The sequence below is a fragment of the Nocardia colli genome (assembly GCF_008704205.1).
GTDB lineage: Bacteria > Actinomycetota > Actinomycetes > Mycobacteriales > Mycobacteriaceae > Nocardia > Nocardia colli.
Genome location: NZ_VXLC01000001.1, coordinates 342,613 through 355,002 on the forward strand (window position 1 = coordinate 342,613; position 12,390 = coordinate 355,002).

Genomic DNA, 12,390 nt, shown 5'->3' on the forward strand with positions numbered 1-12,390 from the left:
AAATGAATTCAACGGAAAACGCGGACCGCAGCAGCCGAATGGTCTGTGACCCAGCGGAATTGCGCACCCTGTTCCTGTTCGAGAAGCTCGATGACGAACAATTGGACTGGCTGTGCCGGGACGGGCGGATCGAAACCATCGAGCCGGGCCTGGTTTTCCGCGAGGGCGAACCGGCCACCTGCTTCTACGTGCTGATCGAGGGCGAGGTCGTGCTGACCAAGCTGTCCGGCGGCACCGAGATCGAACTGGTCCGCACCTCGCACCACGGCGCCTACTCCGGCGCGTGGATGGCCTACATCGGCGACAAGGTCGACCAGACCTACAACGGGTCGCTGAAGGTGACGGTGCCGTCGCGGTTCTTCGTGCTCGACGCCGCGATCTTCGCCCAGATGGTGCAGGAATGGTTCCCGATGGCGGTGCACCTGCTGGAGGGCGTGTTCTTCGGCAACCGCAACGCCAACGCGCGGGTCGGCCAGCGCGAGCGGCTGCTCGCCCTCGGCTCGCTGTCGGCGGGCCTGACCCACGAGCTGAACAACCCGGCCGCCGCCGCGGTGCGGGCCACCTCCGGCCTGCGCGAACGGGTCGCGGGCATGCGGCACAAGCTGGCCATGATGGCCGACGGCAAGTTCGACACCGCGTCGCTCGGCGCACTGGTGCGCCTGCAAGAAGAGGCCGCGGCGCAGGTGGCCAAAGCGCCCGAATTGAGCCCGATGGAGGCCGCCGATCGCGAGGACGTGCTCGGCGAGTGGCTCGAGGACCACGACATCATCGACGGCTGGAGTCTCGCACCGAACTTCGTCCAGGCAGGATTCGACGTCGACTGGCTGGAGCGGGTGTCCGCCACGCTCGAGGGCGCCACGGAAAAGGTTTTCGAGGGCGCGATCCGCTGGCTGAACTACACCATCGAGACCGAGCTGATGATGAACGAGATCGCCGACTCGACCACGCGCATCTCCTCACTGGTCAATGCGGCCAAACAGTATTCGCAGATGGACCGCGCACCGTTCCAGGTGGTGGACATCCACGATCTGCTGGACAGCACGCTGGTGATGCTCAGCCGCAAGATCGGCGACGGCGTCGAGGTGGTCAAGGAGTACGACCGCTCGCTGCCCCAGGTGCCTTGTTACGCAGCGGAATTGAACCAGGTGTGGACCAACCTGATCGACAACGCGGTCTACGCGATGGGCGGGCAGGGCACGCTGAGCGTGCGCACCAGGCACGAAAATGACTGTGCCGTCATCGAAATCGGCGACACCGGCCCCGGCATCCCGGAGGACGTGCGCAGCCGCATCTTCGAGCCGTTCTTCACCACCAAGCCGATGGGCGAGGGCACCGGGCTGGGCCTGGACATCTCGTTCCGGATCGTGGTGAACAAACACGACGGCGACATCCAGGTCGATTCCGAGCCGGGCAACACGCGATTCACCGTGTGGCTGCCGCTGAACCGCGTGCCCGACGATCCGGCGGAGCAGAATCAGGGCGAACCGGAAACCACTTCAGGAGGTCAACGATGACGCAGGAGCTCGAGGGCATCGACACCGCGGTGCCGCCCAGCGGTACCGGCTGTGTGGAATGCGAAGCGGCGCAAGGCTGGTGGGTGCATCTGCGGCGGTGCGCGCAGTGCGGGCACATCGGCTGTTGCGACACCTCGCCGGCCCAGCACGCCAGCCTGCACGCGAAAGACACCGGCCACCCGTTCATTCAGAGCTTCGAACCGGGCGAGGACTGGTACTACAACTTCCAGACCGAGGAAATGTACGGCGACGGACCGGAACTCACCCCGCCGAACAGCCACCCGGCCGACCAGAGCGCACCGGGTCCGCGCAACCGGGTGCCCGCGGACTGGCAGGCACACATCCACTGAAACCCCGCGCACCCGGTACGCTGCACCGGACGTGCCGGGTATGCCGGTGCTGATCGACGACATATCCACCGGGGAAAGCACGGTATGAAGCGAACTTCCGCCATCGTCCTGGTCACCGGGGCGGTGGCTTTGCTGCTGGCAGGCTGCGGCCAGTCCTCGAACGATTCCGCCGACGCGAACGGGCTGCGCAAGGGCGATACGACCACCAGCGCGACCGCGCCGGCCGCGAAGCCGTCGGCCCCGCCCGCCGCGCCGAGTCCCGGCGCACCGGCCGCGTCGCCGACCGCCGAGCAGCCGGGCACGCCCGCGTCCGGCGATCCGACGAAGACCACCTGCGGCGAGTTCAAGAAGCTGGACACCGACGCGGAGAAGGCGGTGATCGAGCAGATCCTCGCGGCCAACCCGGACAGCACGTTCACCGGCAGCCCGAATGTCGCGCTCGGCACCGCCAAGCTGGTCTGCCTGTCCGGCAGCGTGGCCGAAACCCCGGTCGCGGTCGCCGCCGGGATCGTCCCGAAGAACAAGTAGTCCCGCCCATCCCCGGCCCCGAGCACGCTCCGGCGCGGCAGAATGGCACGGTGGCAGAACTCGCGCTCACCGCTCGACTGAATCCCTCCGCGGCCGATGCCCGGCGGGGGGTGGTGCGGCTGCATCCGGAGGCGCTGACCGCGCTCGGGCTGCGCGAGTGGGACGGCATCGCGCTGGTCGGCGCGCGCCGCACCGCGGCCGTGGTCGGCGTCGCCCCGGCGGACACCCCGGCCGGGGTCGCGCTGCTCGACGACGTGACCCTGTCCAACGCGGGCCTGCGCGAGGACGCGACGGTGGTCGTCGCGCCGGTCACCGTGTACGGCGCCAAGCAGATCTCGGTGAGCGGCTCGGTGCACGCCACCCGCACCATCCCGGCGGCGACGCTGCGCCAGGCGCTGCTCGGCAAGGTGGTGACGGTCGGCGACACGGTCTCGCTGCTGCCCCGCGATCTCGGCCCGGAGATCAGCTCCGCCGCTGCCTCCCAAGCGCTTTCGCGCACCTTCGGCATCGCCTGGACCACCGAGTTGCTCACCGTCACCGCCACCGATCTGCGCGGCCCGGTCAGCGTGCAGCCGAACACCGCGGTCGTCTGGGGCGCCGGGGTGGTCGCGGCCAGGGACGCCGCCGACCGGGCGCTGGCGGGGACGCCGATCCCGCCGGGCGAGGCCGCTCGCGGCGCGATCGAGGCCGCCGCGTTCGACGGTGCGGCGGGCTCGCCGGGCGCGTCGAACGGCCGGAGCGCGGCCGTGCGCGACGCCGATCCGCTGATCACCGTCAAGGATCTGGCGGGCGTGCACAGTCAGGCAACGAAGCTCACCGAGTGGCTCAGCCTCGCCCTGGACGAGCCCGAACTGCTCAAAACCCTCGGCGCGACACCACGTCTCGGCGTCCTGATCACCGGCCCGGCCGGCGTCGGCAAGGCCACGCTGGCCCGCGCGGTCACCGCGCCGCGGCGCATGGTCGAGCTGGACGGCCCGACCATCGGCGCCGCGGAGAGCGGCACCCGGCTGCGCGAGGTGGCCGAGGCGGTGGCCGACGTCTGTTCCGGGCAGGGCGGCATCCTGCTGATCACCGATATCGACGCGCTGCTGCCCGCGCGGGCCGAACCGGTCGCCACGCTCATCCTGGACCAGTTGCGCGCCGCGGTCGCCGAGCCGTGCGTCGCCTTCCTCGCGACGACCGCGCACCCGGCCGGCATCGACCCCCGGCTGCGCGCGCCCGACTTGTGCGACCGCGAACTCGCCCTCGCACTGCCCACCGCGCCGGTGCGCAAGTCACTGCTGGAACAGCTGCTGCGCCGAGTACCGACGGGCGAACTGAAACTCGACGAGATCGCCGCGCGCACACCGGGATTCGTGGTCTCCGACCTGGCCTCACTCTGCCGCGAGGCGGCCCTGCGCGCCGCGTCGCGGGCCAGCAGGGATCACTCGGATCCGCAACTGACCCAACCGGACCTGCTCGGCGCGCTGAAAGTTATTCGGCCGCTGTCACGTTCGGGCATGGACGAGCTGGCCATCGGCAGCCTCACCCTGGACGAGGTCGGCGACATGGTGGAGACCAAGCAGGCGCTGACCGAAACGGTGTTATGGCCACTGCGGCACCCGGATTCGTTCGCCCGGCTCGGCGTCGACCCGCCGCGCGGCGTGCTGCTCTACGGCCCGCCCGGCTGCGGCAAGACCTTCCTGGTGCGGGCGCTGGCCAGCACCGGCCAGCTCAGCGTGCACACGGTCAAGGGCGCCGAGCTGATGGACAAGTGGGTCGGCTCGTCCGAACGCGCGGTGCGCGAATTGTTCCAGCGCGCACGCGATTCCGCGCCCTCGCTGATCTTCCTCGACGAGGTGGACGCGCTCGCCCCGCGGCGCGGCCAGACCGGTGACTCCGGCGTCGGCGACCGGGTGGTCGCCGCGCTGCTCACCGAACTCGACGGTGTGGAGCCGCTGCGCGACGTGGTGGTGCTCGGCGCGACGAACCGCCCGGAACTGATCGACCCGGCGCTGCTGCGGCCGGGCCGATTGGAGCGACTGGTCTTCGTGCCGCCGCCGGACGGCGCGGCCCGGCTGGAGATCCTGCGCACGGCCGGACGCTCGGTCCCGCTGGCCGCCGACGTCGACCTCGCCGCGCTGGCCCGCAAGCTCGACGGCTACTCCGCCGCGGACTGCGCGGCGCTGCTGCGCGAGGCCGCGCTGACCGCCATGCGCCGCGACCTCGACGCCGCGGACGTCACCGCCGCGGATGTGGCGGCGGCCCGCGCCACGGTCCGCCCGTCGCTGGACGCGTTGCAGGTCGAGTCGCTGCGCCGCTACGCGGAGACCCGCGGCCAGTCCACGGGCAGCGAGGGCCGTTACCTCTGACCGTCGCCGTCCGGACGGCAAACTCACCGTAACCGCCATATTCTGGCATTTCGCCCATTTCGACATGCCGTCGCCAAGTGAGGGCAATCACAGATTCCCCGGTCGAGCGCAGGTATGTTCGGCACGTGCGGCGGATGGGCGATGCGTTCGACGCGGTCACGGCCTTCTTCGGCGCCGCGGTCGCGGGTGTGACGCTGTTCCTGCCGGTCACCTTCTCCTCCATCCGGCAGAGCACGCCGTATCAGATCACCAACCTGTGGGACAGCGTGCCGCGCGGCGCGGCCATCGGCGTGATCGTCGCGGTCGCGGTCGCGGTGCTGGTCGGCACCGCCTTCCGCCCGGCGACCGCGTGGCTGGTCGCGGTGCTCGGCGTCGTCGCGCAGCTGATCAATCACAGTGCCGGACGCCATGTCTCGTCCGCCGACATGCTCACCACGCAGAACTACGTGGACGCGGTGTGCGCCGGGATCCTGCTCGGCGGGCTCGGCGTCGCGGCGCTGCGCAAGCCGGTGCTCGCCGCGGGCTTCGCGCTCGGCGGCGCCGGATTCTTCGTGTTCAGCGACCTCGCGGACTTCCTGGACATCGACGACGACCCGCTCGACGTGCTGGAGACGCCGCCGAGCTGGCTGATCGCGCTGACGATGGTGCTGCTGGTGCTGAGCGCCCTGCGCAATCGGACCAAAGCCGACCGGCCGGAGCCCGCGCGCTCGTCGATCGAGCTGCCGGTGGCGCCGATCCTGGCGGCGATGGTGCTCGCCCTGGTCATCCTGGCCATTACCGAATGGCTGCAACGGCAGTACACCAACGCCCCCGCGATCAATCACGCCGTCGACATCGGGCTCACCGCCGCGGCCACCGTGTTCGCCGCGACCGCGGCGGCCATGCTGCTGCCCGGCCGGGACGGGTACGGCGTCTATCTCGCGGTCAGCCTGACCGCGGTCGCCGACGCCTTCGGCTATGCCAGCCGGCCCGGCTGGAGCGTCTGGGTGTTGCTCGTGCTGACCGCCATCGGCCTGATCGCCGGGGCCCGGCGGCCCTCGGTGCTGTTGGCTGTCGTGTTGCTCGCGGCGATCGCGCTGTTCGCCATCCTCACGCCGCCCGAGGCGAACTGGATCCTCTTCTCGATCGGCAGCGCGGTGCTCGCCCTCACCGCCGGCTACTGCTGCTCGTCCGCGCGGCCGCGGTTCGCGCCGAGCGGCGTGCTGGCCATCGCCGCCCTCTACCTGCCGACCGCCATCTCCGTGCTGCCCGACGACAGCAAGAGCTGGCATCTGCCGGACAGCGCGGCGCACGACACCACACCGGGGCGCACCGCGCTGGCGATCGTGCTCGGCAGCGCGGTCGGCCTTGCCGTCCTGCACCACTTCCGGCCCCGCGGCCGGCCACAGTCCACCGACCCCGCGACGGACGAAGCGTTAGCGGATATATAGCCCCATCGCCGTCGTGTACCCGACGCCATAGCCGAGGAGGACGCGGAAATCCCCAGGCTCCACGTAGGATTGTCCCGCACCACCCCGCCGCCCCTACCCGACGGAGTGTAGTTTGCTCGCTATCCTGCTCGCCCTCGCCGCCGCCGCGCTCGTCGCACCGCTGTGGGTAAGGGCGCTGGGACGCAACGCTTTCTACCTGCTTGCCCTGGTGCCGCTCGGCGGCCTCGGCTGGGTCGTCGCGAATTGGGGTAGCACACAGCAGGTTCGGCTGGAGTGGGCGCCGAGCATCGAGATGAACATCGATCTGCGCTTCGACTCGCTCGCCGCGATCATGTCCGCGCTGGTGCTCGCCATCGGCGCGCTGGTGCTCTGCTACTGCGCCAGATACTTCGAGGACGACGAGCCGCGCCTCGGCCTGTTCGCGGCCGAGATGGTCGGCTTCGCCGCGGCCATGTTCGGCCTGGTGACCAGCGACAACATGCTGTTGCTCTTCGTTTTCTGGGAAGTGACGACGGTGCTGTCGTTCCTGCTCGTCGGCCACAATGCCGAGCAGGCGAACAGCCGGCGCGCGGCCATCCAGGCGCTGCTGGTGACCGCCGCGGGCGGGCTGGCGATGCTGGTCGGCCTGATCATCCTCGGCGAGACCAACCACAGCTACCTGCTCTCCGACCTGCTGGCCGCGGCACAACCGCCGAGCGGGCTCGCGGTGAACGTCGCGGTGGTGCTGATCCTGATCGGCGCGCTGAGCAAGTCCGCCGTGGTGCCGCTGCACTTCTGGCTGCCCGGCGCGATGGCCGCGCCGACGCCGGTCAGCGCGTATCTGCACGCCGCGGCCATGGTCAAGGCCGGTGTGTACCTGATCGCGCGGCTGGCCCCGGTGTTCGCGGAGAACCCGGTCTGGCATCCGCTCGTGCTCACCCTCGGCGTGGCCTCGATGCTGCTGGCCGGGTTGCGCGCGCTCGAGGTGGTCGACCTGAAGCTGGTGCTCGCCTTCGGCACGGTGAGCCAGCTGGGCTTCCTGGTCGTGCTGGTCGGTATCGGCACGCCGGACGCGGCGCTGGCCGGGGTGGCGATGATCGTGGCGCACGCGCTGTTCAAGGCGTGCCTGTTCATGGTCGTCGGGATCATCGATCACGGCGCGGGCACCCGGGATCTGCGGCGACTATCCGGGCTCGGCCGCCGGGCGCCGGTACTGTGCGGCATCGCGATCCTGGGCGCGTTGAGCATGGCCGGGATTCCGCCGCTGGTCGGGTTCGTCGGCAAGGAGAGCGCGCTCGGCGCGATCCTGGACGCGGACACCCTCAACGGGCCCGCGCGGGTGGCGCTCGCGGTCGGTGTGGTGTTCGGCTCGATGCTGACCGTCGGCTACAGCATTCGCTTCGTCTGGGGCGCTTTCGCGGACAAGCAGGGGGTCGCGCGGCCGACCGCGCACGGCGCGCATCGGGTGCGCCGGGTCTCCGACTACGCCGAAAGCCCCGGTCCGGTCGTGGAATTCGGCGACGAGCACGCACCCGACGACCGCAGCTGGCATGCGCCGGGGACGTTGTTCCTGGCCGCGCCCGCGGTGCTCGCGGTGGCCAGCCTGGCCGCGGGTCTGGCGGCGCCGGGGACCGACCGCCTGCTGAGCCCTTACGCCGAAACGTTTTCCGAAGACCTGCTCGCCTATCTGTCGCTGTGGCACGGCTTTACGGTCCCGCTGGGACTGACGGTCCTGATCATCGCGGGCGGCATCGCGCTGTTCCAGCTGCGCGACCGCCTCCGCGATCCGGCTCGCCCGCGGCTCGGCAACGCCGACCGGGCCTACGACGCGACCCTGCGCGGCATGGACCGGCTCTCGCTGCGGATGACCGGCGCGGTGCAGCGCGGATCGCTGCCGCTGAGCCAGGCGACCATCCTCGGCACGCTGATCATCCTGCCGACCGTGCTGCTCGCCCTCGGCACCCGCACCGGAGTCCAGCTGCGCCTGTGGGATTCGCCGTTGCAGGCGGTGATCGGCGCGATCATGGTCGCGATGGCGCTGGGCGCGACGGTGCTGCGCAACCGGCTGGCCAGCGTGCTCGTCGTCGGCGTCACCGGGTACGGCTGCGGCGTGATCTTCGCGCTGCACGGCGCGCCCGATCTGGCGCTGACCCAATTCCTGGTCGAGACACTGACTTTGGTCATCTTCGTGCTGGTGCTGCGCGCCTTCCCGGCGGAGATCGAGGCGGGCCGGGCGACCCCGTTCAAGTCCCGCCGGGCGGTGCTGGCCGCGCTGGTCGGCGCGGCTGTCACGGTGCTCGGCGCGTTCGCCGTGGCCGCGCGCACCGCCGAACCGATCTGGCACCGGATCCCCGATGCCGCTTACCAATTCGGCGGCGGTAAGAACGCGGTCAACGTGCTGCTGGTCGACGTCCGCGCCTGGGACACGCTCGGCGAGATCTCGGTGCTGGTGGTCGCCGCGACCGGCGTCGCCTCGCTGGTGTTCCGCAGCCGCCGCTTCGGCAGCGCGCCGCGCGCGGCCGATTCGCCCAACTACGACCCGGATCTGGTGAGCTGGCTGCCCGCCGGACGGCTGGTCGATCGCGCGGACCGCTCGATGGTCATGCAGATCACCACCCGGCTGGTGTTCCCGACCATCATGGTGCTGTCGGTGTACTTCTTCTTCTCCGGCCACAACGCGCCGGGCGGCGGTTTCGCCGGCGGACTCACCGCCGGGCTCGCGCTGACGCTGCGCTATCTCGCCGGTGGCCGGTACGAACTCGGCGAGGCGCTGCCGGTCGACGCGGGCCATCTGCTCGGGGCCGGACTGGCCCTGGCCGCCGGAACCGCCGTCGGCTCACTGTTTTTCGGCGTTCCGCCGCTGTCCTCGGCGATCTTCGAGGTGACGCTGCCGCTGCTCGGCCATATCAAGCTGGTGACCGCGCTGTTCTTCGATCTCGGCGTCTATCTGATCGTGGTCGGCCTGGTGCTCGATGTCCTGCGCAGCCTCGGCGCGCGTCTGGACAGCGAGCTGGCCACCAGCGAAACCACCTCGGCGACCGGAGGTTCCGCACAATGACCGCCAACCTGACACTACTGGTCGTCATCGGCATTCTGGTCGCCTGCGGGGTCTACCTGATCCTGGAACGCGCGGTGTCGAAGATGCTGCTCGGCCTGATCCTGTTCGGCAACGCGGTGAATCTGCTGATCATCACCCTGGCCGGCCCGGACGGCCGCGCACCCATCCAGGGCCAGACCGACACCACGCATCGTGACACCGCCGACCCGCTCGCCCAGGCCATGGTGCTCACCGCGATCGTGATCACCATGGGCCTGGCGGCCTTCGTGCTCGCGCTGGCCTACCGTTCCTTCACCATCACCACCACCGACGATGTCGAGAACGACCAGGAAGACGTCGATGTCGCCCGCAGGCGCGAGCGAGAGGATCCGGAAGATTGAACCTCTCCCCCGGCCTGCTGCCGATCCTCATGCCGCTGCCCGTGCTGGTGCCGCTGCTCGCGGCCGCGGGCACCCTGATCTTCGGGCGCAGGCCACGGACCCAGCGCACGCTCATGCTCGGCGCGCTCACCGCGGTCGTCGTCATCTGCGGGCTGCTGCTGTTCCTGGCCGACCGCGACGGCACCACCGCGTTGCAGGTCGGCAACTGGGAGACCCCGATCGGCATCACGCTGGTGGTGGATCGGCTGTCCGCGGGGATGCTGCTGGTCTCGTCGATCGTGCTGCTCGCCGTGGCGCTCTACGGTTCCGGGCAGAACATTCGCGACGGTGACGAACGGCAGCCGACCTCGATCTACCGGCCGACGTATCTGGTGCTGACCGGCGGGGTCGCGGCCGCGTTCCTGGCCGGTGACCTGTTCAACCTGTTCGTCGGCTTCGAGATCCTGCTCGCCGCCTCGTTCGTGCTGCTGACCGTCGGCGGCACGGAGGAACGCATCCGCGCGGGGGTGTCGTATGTGATGGTCTCGATGCTGTCGTCGCTGATCTTCCTGACCGGCATCGGCATGACCTACGCGGCCACCGGCACGCTGAACCTGGCGCAGCTGGCCCAGCGGATCGGCGCGGTGCCGGAGGGCACCCGCACCGCCATCTACGCGGTGCTGCTGGTGGCGTTCGGCATCAAGGCCGCGGTGTTCCCGCTGTCGAACTGGCTGCCCGACTCCTACCCCACCGCGCCCGCCCCGGTGACCGCGGTGTTCGCCGGCCTGCTCACGAAAGTCGGTGTGTACGCGATCATCCGGACGCACTCGCTGCTGTTCCCCGGCGGCGAGTTCGATTCGATCCTGCTGGTCTGCGGGTTGCTCACCATGCTGGTCGGCATCTTCGGCGCGATCGCGCAGAGCGACATCCGGCGGCTGCTGTCTTTCACCCTGGTCAGCCACATCGGGTACATGATCTTCGGCGTCGGGCTGGCCAGCACGGCCGGGCTGGCCGGCGCGGTTTTCTATGTGGCGCACCACATTCTGGTGCAGACCGCGCTGTTCCTGGTGGTCGGTCTGATCGAGCGGCAGGCGGGTTCGACCTCGCTGCGCCGGCTCGGCGGACTGGCTACCGCGAGTCCGATACTCGCCGTGCTGTTCCTGATTCCCGCGCTGAATCTCGGTGGTATTCCGCCGTTTTCGGGGTTCATCGGGAAGGTCGCGCTGTTGCAGGCGGGCGCGGAGGACGGCAGCGTGCTGGCTTGGACGCTGGTGGCGGGTTCGGTGCTCACCAGTCTGCTCACCCTGTATGCCATCGCGCGGGTGTGGAGCAAGGCTTTCTGGCGGCCGCGGGTCGAGGCACCGGAGGGACATCTCGCCGCCGCCAGAACGCCTTCGTTGATCGAGGATTCGACCGACATGCTCTACGACGAGCGCGCCCACCCCGGCCGGATGCCGTTGCTGATGGTGGGTTCGACGGCGGCATTGGTCGCGGTCGGACTCAGCCTTACCGTGCTCGCCGGACCGATCCTGCGGATTGCCGACCGAGCGGCCGACGACCTGCGCGATCCGGGCGTGTATATCACTGCGGTGCTGGGTAATTCGCCCGCCGAAACGGGAGCCCCCCGATGAGCGGGGTGAGTCGCGAGACGGTCGTGCGGGTCGGCGTGCTGGGCTGGCTCACCCTCGTCTGGATCGCGCTGTGGGGCGACCTCAGCATCGCCAATCTGCTGGCCGGGCTCGCGGTGGGCGCGCTGATCATGGTGGCACTGCCGCTGCCCCGGGTGCCGGTCAACGGGCGGCTGCATCCGCTGTCGATGCTCGAATTGATCGTGGTGGCCTCGTATTACGCGATCGAGTCCAGCCTGCAGGTGGCCTGGTTCGCCATCCGGCCCGCGAAACCGCCGGTCTCCGGGGTGCTGCGCGTCTACTTGAGCACCAAATCCGACATGGTGCTCGTGCTGTGCACCGACCTGTTGAACCTGATCCCGGGCACCATGGTGCTGGAGATCGATCGGCGGCGCTGCGTCGTCTACGTGCACGTGCTGGACGTGAGCAGCGACGCGGCGGTGGACAAGTTCTATCGGACGACCCGCCGCCTGGAGAAGCTGCTCATCTCCTCGTTCGAGCGCCACTCCGAATGGCGCTCGACCCCATCCAGGCCGCCAGAGGGGGAGCTGTGACTGTCGTCGCCATCATCGCCGGCGTGCTGCTGACCGCCGCCGCCGTGATCACCAGCTATCGCATCCTGGCCGGGCCGAGCACCCTGGACCGGATCGTCGGCATCGACTCGCTGATGGCGATCGCCGCCTCCGGGCTGGCGGTCTGGGCGGCCTACAGCGAGGACACCACGATCATCCCGGCGATCATCGCGCTGGCCTTGGTCGGCTTCCTCGGTTCGGCCGCCGTCACCCGCTTCCGTGTGAAGGACGAACAACAGTGACCTCAAAGCTGCTGGGCCGACCGGCATTCCAGGACGGAGGCGACCGATGACCGTGTGGCAGTGGATCTCCGGCGCGCTCATCCTGTTCGGCGCCACCCTCGCGCTTACCGCGTCCATCGCGATCGTGCGTTTTCCGGACACCCTCACCCGCATGCACGCCGCCACCAAACCCCAAGTGATCGGCCTGATCCTGGTCTTGGACGGGGCCGGCATCGAACTACTCGGCCACGGCAACGTCTGGGCCCTCGTCCTGGTCGGCCTGTTCACCCTGCTGACCGCCCCGGTGGTCGCCCACCTGATCAGCCGCACCGCCTACCGCGAACAGAGCCACCGCGACGGCCTGCTCACCGTGAACGAGCTCGGCAACACCATCGACTGA

11 protein-coding genes are annotated in these 12,390 nt (G+C 69.9%); all 11 read left to right on the forward strand.

The annotated features are described in order from the left end of the window. Positions 1-2 precede the first annotated feature (2 nt). Positions 3-1,514: an ATP-binding protein gene (locus tag F3087_RS01725; protein ID WP_150399976.1), complete on the forward strand. Its 1,512-nt coding sequence runs from the start codon at positions 3-5 to the stop codon at positions 1,512-1,514. Beyond that, on the forward strand, positions 1,511-1,864 hold the full coding sequence (locus F3087_RS01730; protein ID WP_150399977.1) for a UBP-type zinc finger domain-containing protein: 354 nt from the start codon (positions 1,511-1,513) through the stop codon (positions 1,862-1,864). The genes F3087_RS01725 and F3087_RS01730 overlap by 4 nt, the downstream gene beginning before the upstream one ends. Positions 1,865-1,948: 84 nt before the next feature. Further along, complete coding sequence (locus F3087_RS01735; protein WP_150399978.1) at positions 1,949-2,392, forward strand: hypothetical protein; 444 nt, start codon at positions 1,949-1,951, stop codon at positions 2,390-2,392. A 50-nt stretch (positions 2,393-2,442) separates the two neighbouring features. Further along, entirely contained in the window at positions 2,443-4,743 is a 2,301-nt protein-coding gene (locus tag F3087_RS01740) for an AAA family ATPase (RefSeq protein ID WP_150399979.1), read from the forward strand. A 77-nt stretch (positions 4,744-4,820) separates the two neighbouring features. Continuing rightward, on the forward strand, positions 4,821-6,173 hold the full coding sequence (locus F3087_RS01745) for a hypothetical protein (protein WP_150399980.1): 1,353 nt from the start codon (positions 4,821-4,823) through the stop codon (positions 6,171-6,173). 112 nt (positions 6,174-6,285) lie between these two features. After that, positions 6,286-9,210 carry a Na+/H+ antiporter subunit A gene (locus F3087_RS01750; protein ID WP_150399981.1) on the forward strand — a complete coding sequence of 975 codons (2,925 nt, stop codon included), beginning with the start codon at positions 6,286-6,288 and terminating at the stop codon, positions 9,208-9,210. After that, a complete protein-coding gene (locus F3087_RS01755) occupies positions 9,207-9,590 on the forward strand; it encodes a Na(+)/H(+) antiporter subunit C (RefSeq protein ID WP_150399982.1) in 384 nt (127 codons plus the stop codon). The genes F3087_RS01750 and F3087_RS01755 overlap by 4 nt, the downstream gene beginning before the upstream one ends. Beyond that, complete coding sequence (locus F3087_RS01760) at positions 9,587-11,200, forward strand: Na+/H+ antiporter subunit D (protein WP_150399983.1); 1,614 nt, start codon at positions 9,587-9,589, stop codon at positions 11,198-11,200. The genes F3087_RS01755 and F3087_RS01760 overlap by 4 nt, the downstream gene beginning before the upstream one ends. 5 nt (positions 11,201-11,205) lie before the next feature. Beyond that, the gene (locus F3087_RS01765) at positions 11,206-11,751 is read left to right on the forward strand and encodes a Na+/H+ antiporter subunit E (protein ID WP_150400845.1); all 546 of its coding nucleotides are present in this window, start codon (positions 11,206-11,208) and stop codon (positions 11,749-11,751) included. Next, positions 11,748-12,011, forward strand: a complete 264-nt coding sequence (locus tag F3087_RS01770) for a monovalent cation/H+ antiporter complex subunit F (RefSeq protein WP_150399984.1) — start codon at positions 11,748-11,750, stop codon at positions 12,009-12,011. Before F3087_RS01765 ends, F3087_RS01770 begins: the two co-directional genes overlap by 4 nt. Before the next feature lie 46 nt (positions 12,012-12,057). After that, complete coding sequence (gene mnhG / locus F3087_RS01775; protein WP_150399985.1) at positions 12,058-12,390, forward strand: monovalent cation/H(+) antiporter subunit G; 333 nt, start codon at positions 12,058-12,060, stop codon at positions 12,388-12,390.

What these genes read in the sequence shown, in the direction of transcription:
- F3087_RS01725 (WP_150399976.1), top strand. Translation starts at nt 3, where the DNA reads ATGAATTCAACGGAAAACGCGGACCGCAGCAGCCGAATGGTCTGTGAC.
- F3087_RS01730 (WP_150399977.1), top strand. Translation starts at nt 1,511, where the DNA reads ATGACGCAGGAGCTCGAGGGCATCGACACCGCGGTGCCGCCCAGCGGT.
- F3087_RS01755 (WP_150399982.1), top strand. Translation starts at nt 9,207, where the DNA reads ATGACCGCCAACCTGACACTACTGGTCGTCATCGGCATTCTGGTCGCC.
- F3087_RS01735 (WP_150399978.1), top strand. Translation starts at nt 1,949, where the DNA reads ATGAAGCGAACTTCCGCCATCGTCCTGGTCACCGGGGCGGTGGCTTTG.
- mnhG (WP_150399985.1), top strand. Translation starts at nt 12,058, where the DNA reads ATGACCGTGTGGCAGTGGATCTCCGGCGCGCTCATCCTGTTCGGCGCC.